The sequence below is a fragment of the Asanoa sp. NPDC050611 genome, from assembly GCF_040654855.1.
GTDB lineage: Bacteria > Actinomycetota > Actinomycetes > Mycobacteriales > Micromonosporaceae > Asanoa.
This window is the reverse complement of sequence record NZ_JBFAIU010000021.1, coordinates 20,195-40,752: the sequence shown is the minus strand read 5'-3', so window position 1 is coordinate 40,752 and position 20,558 is coordinate 20,195. Positions and strand designations below refer to the sequence as shown.

Sequence of the window (20,558 nt, the reverse complement as noted above, 5' to 3'; positions counted from 1 at the left end):
GTCACCAACAAGGGCGGCAAGGTCACGGAGTTCTACGTGTACGCGGCCGGCGACCGGGTCATGGGCGAGGTCGAGAACATCACGCCGCCGCGCCGGGACGCGTTCGTCGCGCTCGTCCGCGACCTGCCCGGGCACTGGATCGCCGTCGAGACGGCGGACGTGCTCGACCTCGGCCCGCTGCCCGCGCCGCCGGACGCGGGGCTGCACAACGTGGTCAGCCTCGACGGCCGGCCGCTGGCGTACGCCCGCTCGCACGGCCAGGCGATGACCTGGTTCGCGCTCACACCCTGACCCGGACGCCGTTCGCGAACGCGCCGCTGTGCAGCTCCACGGTGTCCGGTGTGGCGCTCGCCGGGATCGCCCACGTGACCTGGGCGAGCCGTTGGTCGCCGGGCGCCACCGGCGCCGCGAACACGTCACGGCCGCCGTTGACCGCCCGCGTCGCCATCTCGTCGGTGTGCACCTCCTGGCCCCCGGCGGTGGCCAGGCGCTGCAGGTGCGGGTGCCAGTACTCCGCCGTCGCGCTGCGGTTGGTCAGGCCGACCACGGCGGTGCAGCGCTGGCCGCCACCCTCGGGCACGCAGGTGAACCGGTACGCCGTGAACTCGAACGCGTTCTCGCGCAGCGGCGTGCCGAGCGCGCCGGTCGACACCGGTCCGAGCCAGCCGGAACCGGGCCCACGCTGTGCCGTCGCCGTGGTGGCCGACGCCAGCCGGGGCAAGGCCAGCGCGACCGCCAGCACGCCGAGACCGGTCAGCAGGACCAGGGCCGTCACCACGGCGACGCCGGCGCGGCCACGGTCGGTCAGCGCCGTGACCCGGGCGGCGGCGCGGGGCCAGCCGTACCGGACGAGCACGACGGTCGTCGCCACCAGCAGCATGCCGAGCGCCGCCACCCACCAGTGCCGCCACCACGGCTCGGGTTCCGCGACGACCGCCGGACCGGCCGGTGTCCAGACCGTCGCCGCGCAGTCGACCGGCTCGCCGGCCCAGCCGACGTACGCGCACGCCCCGCCGGACAGCGGTGTGCCGCCATGGTCGGGCGTGAACGTCGCGGTCAGTGTCGTCGCCTCGTACGGGCCGAGCCGCACGGGCCAGACGATCTCGTTCGGCGACCCCGGGCCGGGCGAACCGCCCGGCCCGGGTGCCGGGCTCGTGGCCGTGACGCCGGCGCCGTCGGGCACACTCTGCCGCACCGACAGCTCCGTCGGCGCCGCCGTGAAGTTGCGGACGACGACGGAAAAGTCCGCGTCCCGGTTGTTTCCTGTGCTGGTCACCGCCACGTCCACCTGGCTGGCGTCGGGCTGTGCCGCCGCCGCGGGCGCTGCCGCCACGGGCAGTGCGGGTGCCAGGAGCGCGAGGGACAGGGCAGTACTAAGCATGGCCGATCTCCCCCCGTTTTCCACGGTAGGAAGACCGGCCGGCGGTCCGGCGCGAACCCCGGATCCGGGCCGCGATTGGCGGGCCCCGGTTACCCTCCGGCGAGCTGCTTGACGGCCGAGCGCTCGGCGCCGACAGCGCGGTAGCCGAGCCACTCGTTGATCGCCAGCATCGGCTTGTTGACCTCGTCGTTGCCGGTGTATCCCGTCGTGAACCCGGCGTCCCGCGCTGCCCGGAATGCGACCGATTTGGCGATCTTCGCCAGGCCGCGCCCGCGGTAGGCGCGCCGCGTGCCGGTGCCCGTCGACATGAACCGGCCGCCCTCGCGGTCGGCGGAGAGGAACGTCATGGTCGCCGGCTCGCCGTCGACCAGCACGACGAGGCTCAGGTCCTTGTCGAGGTTGGGGTCCTGCCAGACGTCGGCGAGCCACTCGTCGTATTCGATCTTGTCGAACGGGGTGTCGGACGGCTCGTCGACCATGGCCTCGGCGTCGACGCTGAACACGGCCTCGGGACCGACCTCGGCCATGCTCGCGGTGGTCACCCCGGCCGGCAGCTCGGGCGTCGGCGGGAGGTCGGCGAGCAGGAGCCGCTGGTAGCGCACCTCGAAGGTCAGCGTGAAACCCCGCTTCTCCAGGAACCGCAGGGTGTGCGGCTCGTCGACGGCGTGGACGACCAGCTTGCGGCCGCCCACCGAGCGCAGGTGGGCCTCGGCCGCGGCCAGCAGCGCGCTGCCGATCCCCCGCCCCCGGGCGTCGGGCCGCACGATCGTCGTCGCGCTGGCGGCGCCCGCCTCGGAGGTCCAGATGTTGAGGTCGGCGCGGGCGAAGCCGGCCAGCCCGTGCTCGTCGTCGACGGCGAACAGCGCGCCCTTGGCGTTGCGCGCGGCCAGCTCCCAGCCGTGCCGCAGACCCGCCACGGTGTTGACCTGCCACGGGAACACCTCGCGGCGGAGGTCGAGGAGCGGGGCCGCGTCGTCGAGGGTGCCCGGCCGTACGGTCGTCATGCGAAATGTCTAACAGGCGGCGCAACCGGATTTACGGATGGCACTATCGCCGGCATGGATGTCTCCGTCTCCCTCCGACCGGTCGACGCCGACAACTGGCGCGCGGTCGCCCGCCTCACGGTCACCGAGGCGCAACGCGACTGGGTCGCGGATCCGGCCTACTACCTGGCGCTCTGCCACTACAGCCGGGTCGGCTGGCGGCCCCTGGCCGTCACCGACGCCGACGGCACCGTGGTCGGCTTCCTGATGTGGGCGATCGACCCCGAGGACGGCGCCGCCTGGCTGGGCGGCATCACCATCGACACGGCGCGGCAGGGCAAGGGCTACGGCCGGGCGGCGGTGACCGCGGCCCTCGCCGAGATCGACGCGCCCAGCTTCGCCCTCTCCTACCAGCCGGACAACGCCGCGGCCCGCGCCCTCTACGCCAGCCTGGGCTTCGTCGAGACCGGCGAGCACGAGGACGACGAGGTGGTGGCGCGGCGCCGCTAGCTCTCGTCGGCGTCGTGGGCCAGCAGGGCGAGCTGGATGCGGTTGGTCAGGTCGAGCTTGGTCAGGGCGCTCGAGATGTGTGCCTTGACCGTGCCGACCGACATGAAGAGGCGCTCCGCGATGTCACCGTTCGACAGCCCTTGCGCGACCGCGCCGGCCACCGCCCGCTCGCGTTCGGAGAGGGCCGCCAGCCGCGCGCGGGCCCGCTCCCGGCGCGTGGTGTCGCCGCCGGTCGCCACGTGGTCGATCAGCTTGCGCGCGACGCTCGGCGAGAGCACCGGCTCCCCCGCCGCCGCCCGGCGGACCGCCTCGACGATCTGCTCGGGCGGGGTGTGCTTGAGCAGGAAGCCCGCCGCGCCGGCGCGCAACGCCTCGACCACGGTGGCGTCGGCGTCGAAGGTGGTCAGCACGATCACCGCGGACCGGGTCCCGGCGAGCGCCCGGGTCGCGGCGATCCCGTCGACGACCGGCATCCGCACGTCCATCAGCACCACGTCCGGCCGGGTCCGGGTCACCTGGTCGGGCACCGAGGCGCCGTCGACGGCCTCGCCGACCACCTCGATGTCGGGCGCGCCGCCGAGCATCAGCCGCAGCCCGGCCCGCACCAACGCGTCGTCGTCGACGAGCAGCACCCGCACCGGCTCCGTCATGCCGGCCACGGTAGCCGGGTGACCAGCCGGAAACATCCCAGCTCCGGTCCGTGCTCCAGCGTGCCGCCGTCGAGGGCCACCCGCTCCGCGAGCCCGGTCAGCCCGACGCCCGCGCCCGGCACCGCACTCGGCGCGGAGACGCCCGGCGCCAGCGGGTTGCTCACCACGGCCGTCACGCCTTCGCCCGGCGCACCGGTCACCCGCACCTCGACCCGGGCGCCGGGCGCGTGCTTGCGGGCGTTGGTCAGTCCTTCTTGGACGGTTCGGTAGACGGTGCGCTGTACGGCGGCGCGCAACGTGTCGGTGGGCTCGCACTCGACCGTGACGGCCACCCGCTGGCCCACCGCCTCCGCGTCGGCGACCAACCGGGTGATGTCGGCGATCCGCGGCTGCGGGCCGGCGGGCTCGCCGTCCTCGGCGTCGGTGCGCAGCACCTCGAGCACGTCGCCGAGTTCGACCAGCGCCCGCCGGGCGTTGCCGTGGATCACGTCGATGGCGGCGCCGACGTCGGCGGCGTCGAGCGGGCGACCCGCGCCCGCCTCGGCCTGCGCCGAGCGGTAGGCCAGCGCGCCGGCGTGCACCGAGATCAGCGAGATGCGGTGTGCGAGCGTGTCGTGCATCTCGCGGGCGATCCGCTCGCGCTCCGCCCGGCGCGCGTCGGCCAGCCGGTGCTCGTGGTCGCGGGCGGCCCACTCGGCGTCGCGGCGCAGGCCGACCACGACCTGCCGGCGCGACCGCACCGCCATCCCCCACACCAGCGGCACGACGAACATCAGGAACACGATCACCGCCATCGCCTGCCACGGCACGGTCGGCGGCGGGGTCGTGAAGCTGAACCACAGCGACGGCACGAGGAAGGCCAGCGCGACCGGCACGGAGACCTGCCAGCCGCGGTGCACGGCGACGGTCAGCACCGCCACCAGCGCCGCGCCGGTGGCGCTGTCGCCGATCATGTAGGCCACGAACACGAAGCCGGCGACCGCCAGCGGATGCCGCCGCCGCAGCCACAGCACGAGGCACGCCGCGAGGCTGATGAACGGGTCGACCGTGTGGAACCACCCCGGCACCTCGCCGACGTAGTAGGGCGTCTCCTCGCCGCTGAACACGATGAACCCGAGCGCCACCAGGAACAGCACCGCGTCGGCCGCCCAGTCCCGGGCGGTGCGCCGGCGTCGCGGCTCGTCGACCGACAGGCCGGCCAGCTGCCCGGGCAGCAGCCACGGCGGCGCGTGGAACGGGTGCGTGCGCAGGGCCATGCCGCGAGGGTACGGCGCCCGGCGATCGCCGCCCGACCAGGAATCCTGGCCGACCGGCCAACGGCGATAGCCCTTGGACAGTGGCGGGGCTTGCCCCCTGCCGTCACCCTGTGTCGATGGGGGAACTCGGACTGCACCCGCCCCGGCATCGCGTCGCACCCCGGGCGGTGGTCTGGTGGACGCTGCGCGGCGCGCTGGGCGGCGGGATACCCGTCCTCGCCGGCCTGATCGTCTTCCTGTTCGTCGACTCGTGGCGACCCTGGCTCGGCCCGGTGCTCATCGCGCTGGCCGTGCTGACCGTCGCGCACGCCGCCGTCGTGCCGTCGTGGCGCTACCGGGTGCACCGCTGGGAGGCGACGGACGACGCCGTCTACGCGCTGTCCGGCTGGTTCGTCCGCGAGTGGCGGGTCGCGCCGCTGTCCCGGGTGCAGACCGTCGACGCGACCCGTGGCCCGTTGCAGCGGGCGCTCGGCCTCGCCACCGTGACCGTGACGACCGCCTCCGCGAGCGGACCCGTGCAGCTTGTCGCGCTGCCCGACGCCGAGGCGACCGAGGTCGCGGCCCGGCTCACCGCGACCGTCGGCCGGACCGCGGGGGACGCGACGTGACGTGGCTGCGGCTCGACCGCAAGGTGATCGCGGTCGACCTGGTGCGGGCGGCGCTCTCGCTGGTGCCCACCGCGATCGCCGCCGGTGTCCTCGGCCTCGAACCCGGTGACGCCTGGCCGGCGCTCGTGGTGGCCGTGCTCGGCGTGACCCGAGCGGCGGCCGACGTGGCGCGCTGGGCCACCACCCGCTACCGGATCACCGACGAGCGGGTCGAGGTGCGCGGCGGCCTGTTCACCCGCAAGGAGCGGTGGATCGCCCGCGACCGGATCCGCAGCGTGGGCAGCGAGGCCCGGCTGACGCACCGGCTCTTCGGGCTGCGGGTGGTCACCGTCGGCGCCGGGTTGACCGGGGTCGCCGGCGCGACCGCGGCCCTGCGCATCGACGCGGTCTCGACGGCGACCGCCCGGCGGCTGCACGAGATCCTGGACCCGGCGACGGTGACCGCCGACGAGAACGGCGAGCTTCTCGCCCGTTTCCAGCCGAGCTGGGTCTTCTACAACATGTTCAGCGTCTGGGGCATCTTGAGCGGCGCCGGCCTGCTCTGGGGCGGCTACTGGCTCGGGCGGCTGTTCGGCTACGACGCGTACGACCACGCTCGCGAGCTGGCCGACGGCCGGCCGGTGGGGTGGATCGTCGCCCTCGCCGTGGCCGGCTTCACCGTGGTGGCCAGCGTCGGCATGGTCAGCGGCTTCGTGGCCACGCACTGGAACTTCCGGCTCATCCGCACCCCGGCCGGCAGCCTCCGCACGACACAGGGGCTGCTGCGCACGCACTCGGTCGACCGCGAGGAGCACCGCATCCGCGGCATGCAGATCAGCCAACCGCAGGCGTGGCGGTGGCTGGGCGTCGCCGACACCACCCTGATCACCACCGGCGTCAGCCTCTGGAGCGCGGCCGCCGGCGCCACGATCCTGCCCCGCGGGCCGCTCTCCCTCGCCCGGACGACCGCCTCGCGGATCCTGGGCAGCGACGTGCTGAGCGTGCCGCTGCGGCCCGCGCCGCCCGCCGCGCTGCGCCGCCGGCTGGTCAAGGCGGTCGTCTGGGCCGCGGTCACGACGGCGGCCGTCCTGCTCGTCGACGCCCGGTTCACCGACCGGCTCTCCGCCGCCTGGCTCTTCCCGAGCCTGCTGGTGGCCACGACGGCGGGCGCGGTCGTCGCGTACCGCAGCCTCGGCCACACCGTGCACGACGGCTATCTCGTGGTCCGGTCGGGCCTGCTGACCCGCTCGACCGCCGCACTGCGCCACGGTGCGGTGATCGGCTGGCGGGTGAAGCAGTCCTTCTTCCAGCGCCGGCTCGGGCTCGCCACCGTGACCGCCACGACCGCGGCCGGGCAGGGCGCGTACGTCGCGCACGACATCGCCGCGAGCGAGGTCGTCGCGCTAGTGCGCCCGGAGGCCGGCGGCGAGCAGGGCGAGCCCTTCGTCGATCGCCGGCGGGTCGAGGGTGGCGTAGCCGAAGATCAGTCCGGCAGGGCCGGGCGTGAGCCGGTAGGGGCCGACGCCGTTGACGTTGACGCCCCGGCCGAGCCCGGCGCGGATGACGGTGTCCTCCTGCAGGCCCGGCGGGAGCCAGGCGACGAGGTGCAGACCGGCGGCCACGCCGGCCGGGCGGAACTCCGGTAGGTGCCGGGCCAGGCCGGCCAGCACGGCGTCCCGCCGGCGCCGGTAGATCGGCCGCATCCGGCGCAGGTGCCGGTCGAACTCGCCGTGCGCGAGGAAGTCGGCGAACGCGAGCTGGTCGACCGCCGAGCCACCCCGGTCGGCGGCGACCTTCGCCGCCGCGAGGTCGTCGACCAGCGCCGCCGGCGCCACGAGCCAGCCGACCCGCAGGCCCGGGGCGAGGGTCTTGCTGGCCGTGCCCGCGTACACCACGTGATCCGGGTCGAGGCCCTGCAGCGCGCCGACCGGCGAGCGGTCGTAGCGGTACTCCGCGTCGTAGTCGTCCTCGACCACCACCGCGTCGTTGGCGCGGGCCCAGCGCAGCACGGCCGCCCGCGCCGGCGCCGGCAGCACGCCGCCGGTCGGCCACTGATGCGACGGCGTCAGCACCAGCGCGTCGGCCCGCACCTCGGCCAGCGCGGCCACGTCGATGCCGTCCGGGCCGACGGGCACGCCGACCACCTCGAGGCCGGCGGCGCGGGCGTGCAGCTGCGCGTCGTCGTCGGGCGACGGGTCCTCGACCGCCAGCCGCCGGGCACCGCGCGCGGCGAGCACCTGGACGAGCAGCGCGATGCCCTGTGCGAAGCCGTTGGTGACCACGGTCGTATCGGCGGTCGCCACGGTGCCGCGGACCCGGTTCAGGTATTCGGCGAGGGCGAGCCGCAGCTCCGGCACGCCGCGCCCGCTCGAGTACCCGAACCGGTCGTTGGGCGCCAGCGTCAGCACCCGGCGCAGCGAGCGCAGCCAGGCCGCGCGGGGGAAGTGCGCGACGTCGGCCCGGCCGTAGCCGAAGTCGATCCGGACGGGCGCCACGGGCTCGGCCGGCACGGTCGGAGCCGGCGCCGCCGGGCCGGCGGCGACCCGGGTGTAGCCACCGGGCCGGCTGCTCAGGTAGCCCTCGGCGACGAGCTGCTGGTACGCCTCGACGACGATGCCGCGGGAGACGCCGAGGTCGGTCGCGAGCGCGCGGGTCGGCGGCAGCGAGGCGCCGAGCGGCAGCCGACCGGAGCGAATGCCGTCCCGGATGGCGGTCTCGATCTGGCGGTGCAGGGCCTGGGGCGCGGCCCGGTCCAACCCGACCAGCAGGTCGGCGGCCGACGAGGAATTGGTCCAGGATTCCACCATGGAATCGGAGCTTATAGCTAGTACCGATTCTTGGCACCGTGTGTGCCATGACGACGACATCCCTCACCGGCCAGATCCTCACCCCCACCGACTTCGGCTACGACGACGCGCGCTCCGTCTGGAACGCGATGGTCGACCGCCGGCCCAGACTCATCGTCCGCTGCGGCACGGTCGCCGACGTGGTCAACGCCGTGCGCTACGCCCGCGAGCACGACCTCGAGATCGGCGTCCGCTGCGGTGGGCACAGCGTGCTCGGCCTCGCCGTGCCCGCCGACGGTCTGATGATCGACCTCACCCCGATGGGTGGCGTGACCGTCGACCCGCGCACCAGGCGGGCCCGGGTCCAGGGTGGCGCGCTGCTCGGCGCGCTCGACCGGGCCGCGCAGGCCCACGGCCTGGCCACCACGGCCGGCAACGTCTCGCACACCGGCGTCGGCGGGCTCACCCTCGGTGGCGGCATGGGCTGGCTGGCCCGGCAGTACGGGCTGAGCTGCGACAACGTGCTTTCGTACGAGGTGGTCACCGCGGCCGGCGAGGTGCTCACCGCGAGCCGGGCCGAGCACCCCGAGCTGTTCTGGGGCCTGCGCGGCGGCGGCGGCAACTTCGGCATCGTGACGTCCTTCGAGTTCCAACTCCACGAGACCGGCACCCGGGCACTGATCGCCGAGTACGCGTTCGACCCGGCCGACGCGGTGCCCGTGCTCGAGGGCTGGCGCGACCTGAGCGCGGCCGCACCCCGGCAGGCCACGTTCACCGCCACGGTCGGCACGGCGGGGACCGTGGACGTCGGTTTCGTCTGGATCGGCGACCCCGCGGCCGGCCGGCGGCTCACCACCGACTTCGCCGGGCTGGGCCGCGCCCGCCGCGGGTCGGTCCGCGAACTGTCCTATCTGGAGCTGCAGACGATGGAGGACACCACGGGCGGGCACCACTTCCGGCGTTACTGGAAGGGCCTCTACCTCGACCGCTTCCCGGCCGCGGCGGCAGCGGCGTTCGCGGCCCGGGGCGGCGGCGACGAGGCGCTGCGGCCGGGCGTTTCCCTGCAGGCGTACGGCGGCGCGATCCAGGACGTGCCGGACGACGAGGCGGCGTACGGGCAGCGGGGCACGCTCTTCGAGCTCGTCGCGGCGGCCCGGTGGAGCGACCCGGCCGAGGACGCCGACCGGATGGCCGCCGCCCGGGCCGCGGCCGAGCCGCTCACGGCGTACTCCTGCGGCCAGTACCTCAACGTGCTCAGCGACGAGGGTGCGGCCGGCGTCCGGCGCGCGTTCCCGGCCGCGAAGCTGGCGCGGCTGACCGAGCTGAAGCGGGCGTACGACCCGGCCAACGTCTTCCATCTGAACCAGAACATCGCCCCCAACTAGGGGACATCACACGCACCTACCTGTGTTTTCGGTATGACCGGCCAACGGATCGAAGGCGCTAAATTCCCCGAAACTCACGAGGTTTCTGGGGGAGGATGCTTTGTCCCGACTGAGACGGATGCTGCTGGGTGTGGTGACCGCGGCCGCGCTGGCGGCCGGCGGTGGCGCACTGGCCGGCCCGGCCAGCGCGTCGCCCGAGCCGGTCCCGAGCGGTCCCAACGAGGTGGTCGGCGGATCGCTGGCCACGCAGGGCGAGTTCCCGTGGATGGTGCGGCTGTCGATGGGCTGCGGCGGCGCGATGTACACGCCGAGCCTGGTGCTGACCGCCGCACACTGCGTCGGCGCCACCGGCACCAACACGTCGATCACGGCGACCTGGGGCGTCGTCGACCTGCAGGACCCCGCCCGGACCACCCGGACGTCCAACTACGTCTACCGGGCACCCGGCTACACCGGGGACGGGAAGGACTGGGCGCTGATCCGCCTGTCGAGCCCGATCAACAGCCCGCTGCTGAAGATCGCGACGGACACGTCGCTGCACAGCGGCTCGTTCACGGTGGCCGGTTGGGGCGCCACGGTGCAGGGCGGCGGCCAGTCGCGCTACCTGCGCAAGGCGACCGTGCCGTTCATCAGCGACAGCACCTGCGCGGCGCAGGGCGGCTCGTACTCCGGCCTGATCCCCAACGAGGAGATCTGCGCCGGCGTGCTGCCCGGCGGCGGCATCGACACCTGCCAGGGCGACTCCGGCGGCCCGATGTTCAAGCGGAACGCCAGCAACGAGTGGGTGCAGGTCGGCATCACCTCGTGGGGCATCGGCTGCGCGCAGCCGAACGCGCCCGGCGTCTACACCGAGGTGCGCTACTTCGCCGCCGACATCCTCGCGGCCGCGGTCTCCCTGGGCGGTGGCCCGCCGGGCGGCGGCGTCGCGGTGGCGAACCCCGGTGGGCGCTCCTCGACGGTCGGCACCGCGGTCTCGGCGACACACAGCGCCTCCGGCGGCACCGCGCCGTACACGTGGTCGGCGACCGGCCTCCCGCCGGGCCTGTCGATCTCGTCGTCGACCGGCACGGTCACCGGCACCCCGACGACCGCGGGCTCCTACGGCGTCACGGTCACCGCGACGGCGTCGGCCGGGGGCTCGGGCAGCACCTCGTACACCTGGACCGTCAGCGCGGTCGGTGGCTGCGGCGCCAACACCAACGGCACGGACCTGTCGATCCCGGATCTGTCCACGGTGGAGAGCACCATCACGGTGTCGGGCTGTGCCGGCAACGCGTCCAGCACGTCGACGGTCGAGGTGCACATCGTGCACACGTACCGCGGTGATCTGGTCGTCTCGCTCGTCGCACCGGACGGCTCCGTCTACACGCTGCTGAACCGCAGCGGTGGCAGCGCCGACAACGTCGACCAGACCTTCACGGTCAACCTGTCCGGCGAGGCTCGCAACGGTGCCTGGAAGCTGAGGGTGCGCGACGCGGCGTCGGCGGACACCGGCTACCTCAACTCGTGGACGCTGACGCTCTGACCCACCTATGATGGCCGGGTGACTGCCGGGTCGGCCCTTCTGACGGGCCTTTCTTCGAACGGTTACCCGGCCATCTCTTGACCGCCCCGCGGGCCCGCGGCCCGCCGGCGCCTCCTCTCCGCTGTTGCTCTTTCGAGAGTCCGAGAGGAGGTGAACATCTGACATGCCCGTTTCTGACGAATCCTGGTCCGCGTTCGCGGCGCGCTTCGAGGTCGGCTCGGTCGTACACGGCGACGTGGTGAGCGTCGTACCGTTCGGCGCGTTCATCCGCATCGACGAGGTCGACGGCTTCGCGCCCGCGCGCGAATGGCCGATCCCGCTGGAAGAGGGCACGGTCGTCCCGGTCCGCATCGCCGCCATCGACGCGGAATCGCGACGCTTCGCCGTGCACCCAGCCTGACCGACGGTCTCCGGGGGTGGCGCCGCCCCCGGATCCCGCCGGCGAATCGGTCAGTCCGTCCAGAGGGCGGACAACACCGCAGCGATGCCCTAAGTGATATCCGCGCAGGCTAAATCTCGAAGTAGTTGCCGCCAGACATGGATTCGACGAACGGGTGGTACGGTCTGCCGGCTGGCCACATCCCGACCGGCCGGCCGGGTCCCCGGGGAGGGTATGGATGGGACTGACCGTGGAGGAGAGCGGCCGCCTCGCGGCGCTGCTCGAAACTCACTCCGACAAGATCACCGCGAGCTGGACCGACACCGTCGCGGCGCCCCTGCGTGGCCGGCTGACCAGGGCTGAGCTGCTCAAACAGGTTAACGACCTGCACCGGTCGATCATCGACGCACTGCGTGGCGGCGGGTTCGAGATCAACGGTGACAACTCCGCCGCCCTGCGCGCCACGCTCGTCGACCTGTCGCGCAGCCGGGCCCGCCAGGGCTTCAGCGCCGCCGAGACGGCGGTCACGGTGTTCGGGCTCAAGAAGGCGCTCTTCGACGTGGTCGACGTGCGCAACGGCGACCCTCAGGTGCTCACGGACCTGATCGCGGCCGGCCTGATGATCGACGACCTCGGCCTGTTCACCTTCGAGACCTACGCCAAGACCCGCGAGGAGCTGATCGCCGACCAGGCCGAGCAGCTGCTCGAGCTGGCCACGCCGGTGGTCAAGCTCTGGGAGGGCGTGGTCGCGATCCCGCTGGTCGGCACCCTCGACTCGGCGCGCGCCCAGGTGGTCATGGAACGGCTGCTGGAGACGCTGGTCGACACCGGTTCGCCGTACGCCATCATCGACATCACCGGCGTGCCCGCGGTCGACACCCAGGTGGCGCAGCACATCCTCAAGACCGTGGTCGCCGCGCGGCTGATGGGCGCCGAGTGCATCATCTCGGGCATCCGGCCACAGATCGCCCAGACGATCGTCGCCCTCGGCATCGAGTTCGGTGACATCGCCACGAAGGCGACGCTGGCCGACGCGCTGCGCCACGCACTGCGGTTGATCGAGGCGACCCGCAAGGCGCGGAGCAACTGATGGAACGCGTCCCGGTCCTCAAGATCGGCGACCTCCTGCTCGTCTCGATCCAGGTCGACATGCAGGACCAGACGGCGCTGGCGCTCCAGGAGGACCTGGCCGACCGGATCGTCACGACCGGCTGCCACGGCGTCATCATCGACATCACGGCGCTGGACATCGTCGACTCGTTCGTCGGGCGGATGCTCTCCTCGATCGCCGCGATCTCGCGGGTGCTCGACGCCGAGACCGTGGTCGTCGGCATGCGCCCGGCGGTGGCGATCACCCTGGTCGAGCTCGGCCTGTCGCTCAACGGCATCCGCACCGCGCTCAACGTCGAGCGGGGCATGGAGCTGCTGGCGCAGTCCCGCGCCGGCGACTCGGACGACCTCGGCATCGACCTGGACGCCTCCGAGCGCGGCCCGGCGATGCCGTGACCACCGACGTCGGCCTCGGTGAGCCGCAGGTGCTGACGATCGCCACCGACGAGGACGTGGTCCGGGTGCGGCAACTCGTGCGTACCGTCGCGGTCGCGGCCGAGCTGTCGCTCGTCGACCAGACCAAGCTGGTCACGGCGGCGAGCGAGCTGGCGCGCAACACCCTGGTCTACGGCGGCGGTGGCGACGCGGAAGTGGCCGTGGTCGACAGCGGCCGGCGCTCGGGCGTCCGGATCGTCTTCGCCGACGACGGCCCCGGCATCGCCGACCTCGACCTGGCGCTGACCGACGGCTACACCACCGGCAACGGGTTGGGCCTCGGCCTGTCCGGCGCGCGCCGGCTGGTCGACGAGTTCGAGATCGACACCGCGGCGGGCCGGGGCACCCGGATCACCGTCACTAAATGGGCGCGTTAGCGGTGAGCCGCGAGAGCGGGCTCGTCGACGGTGGGCTGTGGTTCCGGGTGGAGGAGTCCAGCGCGGTCAGCGCCGTGCGCCGGGCGGCGCAGGAGGTGGGCGCCGAGGTCGGCCTCGACGAGAACCGGCTCGGCGGGCTCGCGATCGTCGCGACGGAGCTGGCCAGCAACCTGGTCAAGCACGCCGACGAGGGCCGGCTGCTGGTGCGCCCGGTCCGCTCCGCCGACGTCGCCGGCGTCGAGCTGGTCGCGATCGACGCCGGTCCTGGCATGAGCGACCTCACCCGGTTCGCCCGCGACGGCCACTCGACGGCCGGCACCCTCGGCATCGGCCTCGGCGCGATCGCCCGCCAGGCCGGCTGGCTCGACATGAGCTCGGTCGAGGGCCGCGGCACGGTCACCGTCGCGCAGGTCTGGCCAGGGCCGACGCCCACGGGTCCGGCGGCCGCCGCGATCAGCCGGCCGATGAGCGGCGAGGAGGCGTGCGGCGACGGATACGCCATGCGTACGGTCGACGGCAGCCGCCAGGTGCTGGTCTGCGACGGGCTCGGGCACGGCCCGCTGGCCGCCGCCGCGACCACGGCGGTGGTGCAGGCGTTCCGCGCCGCGCCCGCCGGTCCGCCGGCTGCCGTGATCGAGCACGTGCATCGCTCGGTGCGGCACACCCGGGGCGCGGCCGTCGCGGTCGCCCAGCTCGACGAGGGCCAGGTGCGCTACGCCGGGCTCGGCAACATCGCCGGCTTCCTGGTCGACGGGACGAGCCGGCGCGGCCTGGTCTCGCTGCCCGGCATCGCCGGCCACCAGCGCCGCGCGGTCCGCGAGTTCAGCTATCCCGCGGCGCCCGACGCCGTGCTGGCGATGCACTCCGACGGCGTGGTCGACCGGTGGCGGCTCGAGGACTACCCGGGGCTGCGGGACCGGTCGGCGCAGGTGATCGCCGCCACTTTGTTGCGTGACGCCGGTGTGCGGCGCGACGACGCGTGCGTACTGGTGGCCAGGGCGGGCCGATGACCGTACGCCTGCTGCACCTCGTGCTGCGTACCGAGTCCGACGTCTTCGTGGCGCGGCAACGGGCCCGCGAGGTGGCCGCGGCGGTCGGGCTGGAACGGCAGGACCAGGTGCGGCTGGCGACCGCGCTCAGCGAGGTCGGGCGCACCCTGTTCAACGAGCGGGTCGGGCCGCCCGCGACCGCTGCCGAAGTGTGGTTCGGCGTCGACGATGCGACACTGCAGATCGAGGTCGTCGCGATCGGTCCGAGCCAGGCGGAGCAGCTGCCGAGCCTCGGCCGGCTGGTCGACAGCCTGACGATCGACGACGGACCGACGACGACGGTGGTGCGGATGAGCCGGCGGATCCCCGCCACGGCCGGGCTGACGCCCGAGCGGCTCGACCGCATCAGCGCGGAGCTGTCCAGCTCCGCACCGCGCACGCCGCTCGACGAGATGGCCGAGCAGAACGAGCAGCTGCTCGCCGCCCTGGAGGAGACCCGGGCGCACCGCGACGAGCTGGCCCGGCTCAACGCCGAGCTCGAGGAGACCAACCGCGGCGTGATGGCGCTCTACAACCAGCTCTCCGACGAGCTGGAGGAGACCAACCGCGGCGTGGTGGCGCTCTACGCCGAGCTGGACGAGCGGTCCGCGCAGCTGCGGGCGGCGAGCGAGGCGAAGACCCGCTTCCTGGCCAACGTCAGCCACGAGCTGCGGGCGCCGGTCACGGCCGTGATCGGGCTGGCCCGGCTGCTCGACGATCCGGAGTCCGACCCGCTGACCGAGGACCAGGGGCGGCAGGTGACGCTGATCCGCGGTTCCGCCGCCGACCTGCTGCGGCTCGTCAACGACCTGCTCGACCTGGCCAAGGCGGAGTCGGGCACGATCCAGCCGGAATGGTCCGATGTGGACCTTCGAGGGCTGTTCAGCCAGCTGCGCGGCACCGTGCGGGCGATGGCGACCGGCGACGTCCAGCTGGTGGTCAGCGACCCGGCGCCGCCGGCGGAGATCCGCTCCGACGAGGTGCTGCTCGCCCAGGTGTTGCGCAACCTGCTGCACAACGGGCTCAAGTTCACCGCGGCGGGCGAGGTCCGGATGACCGCTTCCCGTGCTGGCGGGGACTGGCTGATCGAGGTCACCGACACCGGGGTCGGCATCGCGCCCGAGCTGCACGACCGGATCTTCGAGGAGTTCTACCAGGTGCCGGGGCGCTCACCGACCGGCGCGACCGGCACCGGCCTCGGGCTCCCGTACGCCCGCCGCCTGGTCACCCTGCTCGGCGGCGAGCTGACCGTGGCGAGCGAGCCCGGCGCGGGCAGCACGTTCACGGTCCGGCTGCCGGCGGCTGGTGTCGATGGAACATCCTGACCCCACCACGGTCCTGGTCGTCGACGACAGCGACGCGAAGCGTTACCTGCTCGTCCGCTGGCTGACCCGGGCGGGCTTCACCGTGGTCGAGGCCGACAGCGGGATGGCGGCGCTCGAGCGGGTCGCCGCCGGCGACATCGACCTGGTCGTGCTGGACGTGCGGCTGGGCGACCTGAGCGGCTTCGAGGTCGCGGAACGCATCAAGTCCCACCCGGCGCTGGCCGCGACGCCGGTCATCCACGTGTCGGCGCACGCGGTCGACGTGGCCGACCGGGCACAGGGGCTGACCCGCGGCGCCGACGCGTACCTGGCCGAGCCGATCGAGCCCGACGAGCTGGTGGCGACCGCGCACGCGGTGCTGCGCTACTACCGCGCCCGTCGGCACGCGGAGACGCTCGCGGCGGGGTTGACCCGGCTGGCCGAGACGACGGTCGCGGTCAACACGGCGCGCACGCTGTCGGCACTGCTGACCGCCGCGGCGGTCGGCGCGGCGGAGATCTTCGGCAGCGGTGCCGTGGTCGCGGCGGACACGGTCACCGCGGGCAGCTCCGCGGGCGACCGCCTGGTGGCCGCGGTCGCCGACCCGTCGGCGGATCCGGTGGTGCGGGAATGGCCGGCCGCGGCGGTGGTGGTCCCCGTCGGCGCGGTGGTCCGCACGGACCAGAGCGAGCAGTGGCCCCAGCTCGAGTGGCCGACCGGCGAGGTGGCGGTCGGGACGGCCCGGTTGCGGGACGACCGCCCGCCGGTGCACGTCGCGGTGCCGGCCGCGGTGCTGCGCGAGCAGGCGGACGTGCTGCGCCTGCTGGTCCAGTCCGTGGCGACCGCCGTCGAGGCACAGCGGACCTTCGACGAGGAGCACCGGATCGCGCTCACGCTGCAGCGCAGCCTGTTGCCGCAACGGATCCCGACCGTGGCGGGCTACGACCTCGCGGTCCGGTACGTGCCCGCGAGCGCGCAGACCGAGGTCGGTGGCGACTTCTACGAGCTGACGATGATCGACGGCCAGCTGCTGGCCGCGATCGGCGACGTCACGGGCCATTCCCTGTACGCCGCCACGGTGATGGCCGAGTTGCGGCACGCGGTCCGGGCGTACGCGGTCGAGGGCCACCCGCCCGCGACCCTGCTGGCCAAGACGGACCAGCTGCTGCGCGCGCTGCTGCCCGGCGAGCTGGCCACGATCTGTCTGCTCATGCTCGACCCGGCGACGGGCCGGATCCGCCTGGCCAACGCGGGCCACCCGCCACCCCTGCTGGTCGTCAACGGCACTGCGGCGTTCGTGGAGCACCGGGCCCCGTTGCTGGGCCTGGCCGCACCGCGCCCCGGCGACCTGGAGCTGTATCTCCCGCCGGGCGGGACCATGGTGCTCTACACGGACGGCCTGGTCGAACGCCGCTCCGAGAACATCGACGACGGCCTGGCCACGCTGGCCGTGTCGGCGGCACACGTCGAACCCGACCTGGAGGCCTACGCCGACCGCATCCTGACCGACCTGGCCACGGCCCACGTGGCCGACGACATCGCCGTGGTCGCCCTCCGCCGCACCGCCTGAAACGGGCGAGGCGCCCCCCGAACGGAGGCGCCTCGCGGGCGGGGTGGTTCAGCGCAGGCCGTTGCGGATCGCGACCTGGATCAGGAGGTTCGGGTCGTCGGTGATGATGCCGTCGACGCCGAGGTCGATGACCCGCTGCATGACGGCCGGGTCGTCCACCGTGTACGGCACGACCTTGAGGTGGTCGCGGCGCTGCAGGACCGGGACGTCCGGGCCGTGGTAGTAGGTCGGGTCCTGGCGCAGGTACCAGTCCGCGTCGACGACCGTGCCCTGCGTCGGGTCGTGCACCTGCCAGTTGGCGGAGACCGTCTCGGCGCCGGCCGCGCGGACCAGCTTCCCGAGGTCCCGGTACTTCCACCAGTCCAGGCCGCCCGTCCACGGGCTCTTGACCGACCTGTCGCCGTACACCGCCTGCAGTGAGCACTCGTCGGCCGGCGTGGCGCACTCGGCGGGGCCGTACTGCCAGACCAGCGCGACCGTCTCGATCTTCTTGTTCAGCTGCTTCGCCCGGATGATCGTCCGCCAGTCGAACGACTGGATCGTCACCCGGTCCTCGAACCGGGCCTTCTCGATCGCGTTGACCAGCTTGGCGGTGAACGGGCGGAACTCCTCGGTGTCGTTCGCCGTCGGGCTGATCTTGGTCTCGATGTTCATCCGGACGTCGGGGCGGTCGCTGCCCTTCACGAGCGCGAAGACCTCGTCGAGGGTCGGGATCCGGGCACCCGGCACGGGCGTCTGGTTCGGCAGCTCCGGCAGCGTCTTCGTGCCGCAGTCGATGGTCTTGATCTGCGCCAGCGTCAGGTCGTGCACGCGCTTGCCGACGTACGGGAACATCGGGTCCTTCGGCCGCACCGGCGCGGTGTCGATGCAGTGCGACCCGTTGATCGTGCGGTCGTGCAGGACGACCAGCTTGCCGTCCTTCGTCACGCCCGTGTCCAGCTCCAGCGTGGAGATGGCCCTGTTCGACAGCGCGCGAGCGAACGCCGGCAGTGTGTTCTCCGGCAGGTCGGCGCGGCCGCCACGGTGGGCCTGCACGTCGAACGGCGACGCGTACGGCTTCGGCAGCTTGAACCGCAGCTGGCCCAGCAGGGTGCGCAGCCGGTCCGGGTAGTCGGTGATCATGCCGTCGACGCCGTCGTTGATCAGCTTCGTCATCGTCGGCACGTCGTCGATCGTCCACGGCACGACCTTGATGCCGTTGCGGTGGGCGTGGTCGACCATCGCCTTCGTCACGTACGGCACGTAGTTGGCGTCGCTGACCGTGCCGTTCTGCGGGGTGCCGTGCACGGGCGAGAAGGTCGTGACGCCGAAGCTCCTGATCGCCTTGATCGGGTCGCCACCGAAGTCGTCGATGTCGATCCCGCCCAGCCACGGCGACGCACCAGGCTTGCCGGTCTGCAGGAAGTCGATGTTGGTCAGCGCGACGATCGGCAGGCGCGGCTCGACCTGGCGCATGCGCATCAGCGCGCCCCAGTCGAAGCTCTGGATCGTGACCTGCTTCAGCAGCCCGGCGTTGCGCACCTCACGGGCGGTCACCTGGACGAACTGCTCGCGCGGCGCGGTCTCGGTCGGCGCGCCGGCCTCGACCTTGGTCTCCACGTTGAGCTTGACGTCCCGCGCCTGGTAGCGGTTGACCAGCGCGAAGACCTCGCTGAGCAGCGGCATCCGCGCGCCCGGCACCGCGACCTGGCCCGGCTTGTCGGCCAGGGTCAGGCTGCCGCAGTCCAGGGTGCGCACCTGGGCCAGCGAGAGCGTGTTGATGTACTTGCCGATGTACGGGAACTCCGGGTCGCCGGGGACCGCCGGCGCGGTGTCCTTGCACTTCGAGCCGGTGGTCCGGCGGTCGTGGGTGACCACCGCGTGCCCGTCCTCGGTGATCTGCACGTCGAGCTCCAGCGTGGACACGCCGAGCTGGAGCGCGTTGCCGAACGACGCGAGCGTGTTCTCCACCCGCAGACCGAGGCCGCCGCGATGGGCCTGCAGGTCGAAGGTCTTGGCCGGCTTCGCGGCCGCGGGCGAGACGCCGGCGGTCAGGCCGGCCACCCCGCTCAGGGCGACGGTGGCGGCGAGTGCCGTCACGGCACGTCGTTGCCAGCGGGACATGATGAGTTCCTCCTGGGATCGGTGGTCCCGCCGATCCTGAAGACCCGTTACGGCCCGTAAGCATGCAGAAGATGAACAGATGGAAATGTCTAGCCGACGGCGCCGCGGATCAGCCGGCGCAGGTCCTCCATCGGGTCGTCCTGACCCGCCGACAGCAGGTTCTTCGTCGCGGCGACGGTGAGGCCGATCTCCGGGAACGCGTACGCGATGCTGCCGCCGTTGCCGCTCGCGCCGAAGAAGTCCTCCTGGAGCTGGTAGCCGAGCCCGCGCGGGGCCGGGAAGCCGATCGCCCAGTCGTCGCCGGTCATCGCCAACGTGGTCGCCTCCCGGAGCCGCTCCGGCGAGACGAGCCGCACCCCGTCGACCTCGCCGATCAGGGCCGCGAACATCCGCGCCGCGGCCCGCGCCGTGACGGTGCCGACCGCACCGACCTCGGCGTGCAGGATGGCGGGGTCGTTGCCGAGGTCGACATCCGGGCGTACGCCCGGCGGTGCGATCCGGTCGAAGTTGACCAGGAACTGGCTAGCGGCTTCGTTCGCCGCGGACAGGTTGCCGTCCTCCAGCACGGCGAGCCGAGCCAGGTCCCCCTCGGGCACGGCGAGGAACAGCTCGCCCGCGACGCCCAGCGGCGCCGCCACGTCGTCGGTCAGCACCTGCGACAACGTCCGCCCGGTCGCGCGGCGCACGGTCTCGCCGACGAGATAGCCGAAGGTCCAGGCGTGATAGCCGTACGCCGTCCCCGGTGTCCACAGTGGCGTGGCGTCCGCGAGCAGCGCGCACATGTGGTCCCAGTCGGCCAGGTCCGCCCGGGTGATGTCCGCCGGCAACGCCGGCACGCCGGCGCTGTGGGTCAGAGCGTGGCGCAGCGTGGTGTCGCCCTTGCCGTGCCGCGCGTACTCCGGCCAGACGTCCGCGATCCGCAGGTCGTAGTCGATCTCGCCGCGCTCGGCCAGCACGTGCACGGCGGTGGCGGTGAGCCCCTTGCCCGTCGAGAAGCTGAAGATCGGGGTGTCGGCGGTCAGCGGCCGCCCGGTGGCGTGGTCGGCGACGCCGGCGACCTCGTCGAGCAGCACCTCGCCGCCGAGGTAGGCGCAGACCTGCACGCCGCGCTCGCGGCCGCCGGCGATCAGGTCCGCCACCGTCGTGCGTACCTGTTCGCGCAGCTCATCGGTCTTGATCACAAGAACAC

Annotated in this window: 18 protein-coding genes and 2 pseudogenes; 13 read left to right on the top strand and 7 right to left on the bottom strand. The window is 73.3% G+C overall.

Annotation, left to right across the window (positions count from 1 at the left end; genetic code table 11):
• A pseudogene (locus AB0H87_RS05875) lies at positions 1 to 291 on the top strand (hypothetical protein); the annotation flags it as partial.
• Here the strand turns inward: AB0H87_RS05875 and AB0H87_RS05870 are convergent.
• Together AB0H87_RS05870 and AB0H87_RS05865 are read right to left on the bottom strand one after the other, a co-directional pair.
• Complete coding sequence (locus AB0H87_RS05870; RefSeq protein WP_360140292.1) at positions 281 to 1,381, bottom strand: hypothetical protein; 1,101 nt, start codon at positions 1,379 to 1,381, stop codon at positions 281 to 283. The pseudogene AB0H87_RS05875 and the gene AB0H87_RS05870 overlap by 11 nt on opposite strands.
• Before the next feature lie 89 nt (positions 1,382 to 1,470).
• Positions 1,471 to 2,385 (bottom strand): GNAT family N-acetyltransferase, encoded by a 915-nt coding sequence (locus AB0H87_RS05865; protein WP_360140289.1) that lies wholly within the window; start codon positions 2,383 to 2,385, stop codon positions 1,471 to 1,473.
• Positions 2,386 to 2,439: 54 nt separating this feature from the next.
• Between AB0H87_RS05865 and AB0H87_RS05860 the strand changes: the two genes are divergently transcribed.
• Entirely contained in the window at positions 2,440 to 2,874 is a 435-nt protein-coding gene (locus AB0H87_RS05860) for a GNAT family N-acetyltransferase (protein WP_360140286.1), read from the top strand.
• Here AB0H87_RS05860 and AB0H87_RS05855 read toward each other — a convergent pair.
• Both AB0H87_RS05855 and AB0H87_RS05850 read right to left on the bottom strand, forming a co-directional pair.
• The gene (locus tag AB0H87_RS05855) at positions 2,871 to 3,524 is read right to left on the bottom strand and encodes a response regulator transcription factor (RefSeq protein WP_360140283.1); all 654 of its coding nucleotides are present in this window, start codon (positions 3,522 to 3,524) and stop codon (positions 2,871 to 2,873) included. The genes AB0H87_RS05860 and AB0H87_RS05855 overlap by 4 nt on opposite strands.
• Positions 3,521 to 4,780: a histidine kinase gene (locus AB0H87_RS05850; RefSeq protein ID WP_360140280.1), complete on the bottom strand. Its 1,260-nt coding sequence runs from the start codon at positions 4,778 to 4,780 to the stop codon at positions 3,521 to 3,523. The genes AB0H87_RS05855 and AB0H87_RS05850 overlap by 4 nt, the downstream gene beginning before the upstream one ends.
• A 116-nt stretch (positions 4,781 to 4,896) precedes the next feature.
• Here AB0H87_RS05850 and AB0H87_RS05845 point away from each other — a divergent pair, with 116 nt between their 5' ends.
• Complete coding sequence (locus tag AB0H87_RS05845) at positions 4,897 to 5,388, top strand: PH domain-containing protein (RefSeq protein WP_360140277.1); 492 nt, start codon at positions 4,897 to 4,899, stop codon at positions 5,386 to 5,388.
• Positions 5,385 to 6,740 (top strand): annotated as a pseudogene (locus AB0H87_RS05840) (PH domain-containing protein); the annotation flags it as partial. The gene AB0H87_RS05845 and the pseudogene AB0H87_RS05840, both read left to right, overlap by 4 nt.
• Before the next feature lie 30 nt (positions 6,741 to 6,770).
• Here AB0H87_RS05840 and AB0H87_RS05835 read toward each other — a convergent pair.
• The gene (locus tag AB0H87_RS05835) at positions 6,771 to 8,174 is read right to left on the bottom strand and encodes a PLP-dependent aminotransferase family protein (RefSeq protein ID WP_360140274.1); all 1,404 of its coding nucleotides are present in this window, start codon (positions 8,172 to 8,174) and stop codon (positions 6,771 to 6,773) included.
• A gap of 47 nt (positions 8,175 to 8,221) precedes the next feature.
• Here AB0H87_RS05835 and AB0H87_RS05830 point away from each other — a divergent pair, with 47 nt between their 5' ends.
• From AB0H87_RS05830 to AB0H87_RS05790, 9 genes are all read left to right on the top strand, one after another.
• Positions 8,222 to 9,538 (top strand): FAD-binding oxidoreductase, encoded by a 1,317-nt coding sequence (locus AB0H87_RS05830; RefSeq protein ID WP_360140271.1) that lies wholly within the window; start codon positions 8,222 to 8,224, stop codon positions 9,536 to 9,538.
• A 100-nt stretch (positions 9,539 to 9,638) separates the two neighbouring features.
• Complete coding sequence (locus tag AB0H87_RS05825; RefSeq protein ID WP_360140268.1) at positions 9,639 to 11,063, top strand: trypsin-like serine protease; 1,425 nt, start codon at positions 9,639 to 9,641, stop codon at positions 11,061 to 11,063.
• A gap of 163 nt (positions 11,064 to 11,226) precedes the next feature.
• Positions 11,227 to 11,463 carry a S1 RNA-binding domain-containing protein gene (locus tag AB0H87_RS05820; RefSeq protein ID WP_360140265.1) on the top strand — a complete coding sequence of 79 codons (237 nt, stop codon included), beginning with the start codon at positions 11,227 to 11,229 and terminating at the stop codon, positions 11,461 to 11,463.
• A 217-nt stretch (positions 11,464 to 11,680) separates the two neighbouring features.
• On the top strand, positions 11,681 to 12,532 hold the full coding sequence (locus tag AB0H87_RS05815; protein ID WP_360140262.1) for an STAS domain-containing protein: 852 nt from the start codon (positions 11,681 to 11,683) through the stop codon (positions 12,530 to 12,532).
• Positions 12,532 to 12,948, top strand: coding sequence for an STAS domain-containing protein (locus AB0H87_RS05810; RefSeq protein WP_360140259.1), 417 nt, complete (start codon positions 12,532 to 12,534; stop codon positions 12,946 to 12,948). The genes AB0H87_RS05815 and AB0H87_RS05810 overlap by 1 nt, the downstream gene beginning before the upstream one ends.
• A complete protein-coding gene (locus tag AB0H87_RS05805; RefSeq protein WP_360140256.1) occupies positions 12,945 to 13,364 on the top strand; it encodes an anti-sigma regulatory factor in 420 nt (139 codons plus the stop codon). Before AB0H87_RS05810 ends, AB0H87_RS05805 begins: the two co-directional genes overlap by 4 nt.
• Positions 13,352 to 14,374 (top strand): SpoIIE family protein phosphatase, encoded by a 1,023-nt coding sequence (locus AB0H87_RS05800; RefSeq protein ID WP_360140253.1) that lies wholly within the window; start codon positions 13,352 to 13,354, stop codon positions 14,372 to 14,374. Before AB0H87_RS05805 ends, AB0H87_RS05800 begins: the two co-directional genes overlap by 13 nt.
• The gene (locus AB0H87_RS05795) at positions 14,371 to 15,717 is read left to right on the top strand and encodes an ATP-binding protein (protein WP_360140250.1); all 1,347 of its coding nucleotides are present in this window, start codon (positions 14,371 to 14,373) and stop codon (positions 15,715 to 15,717) included. The genes AB0H87_RS05800 and AB0H87_RS05795 overlap by 4 nt, the downstream gene beginning before the upstream one ends.
• A complete protein-coding gene (locus tag AB0H87_RS05790; protein WP_360140247.1) occupies positions 15,704 to 17,266 on the top strand; it encodes a SpoIIE family protein phosphatase in 1,563 nt (520 codons plus the stop codon). Before AB0H87_RS05795 ends, AB0H87_RS05790 begins: the two co-directional genes overlap by 14 nt.
• Positions 17,267 to 17,314: 48 nt before the next feature.
• Here the strand turns inward: AB0H87_RS05790 and AB0H87_RS05785 are convergent, their stop codons facing one another.
• Complete coding sequence (locus AB0H87_RS05785) at positions 17,315 to 19,345, bottom strand: glycerophosphodiester phosphodiesterase family protein (RefSeq protein ID WP_360140244.1); 2,031 nt, start codon at positions 19,343 to 19,345, stop codon at positions 17,315 to 17,317.
• Positions 19,346 to 19,458: 113 nt separating this feature from the next.
• Positions 19,459 to 20,550, bottom strand: a complete 1,092-nt coding sequence (locus AB0H87_RS05780; protein ID WP_360140241.1) for a serine hydrolase domain-containing protein — start codon at positions 20,548 to 20,550, stop codon at positions 19,459 to 19,461.
• Between the last annotated feature and the right edge of the window lie 8 nt (positions 20,551 to 20,558).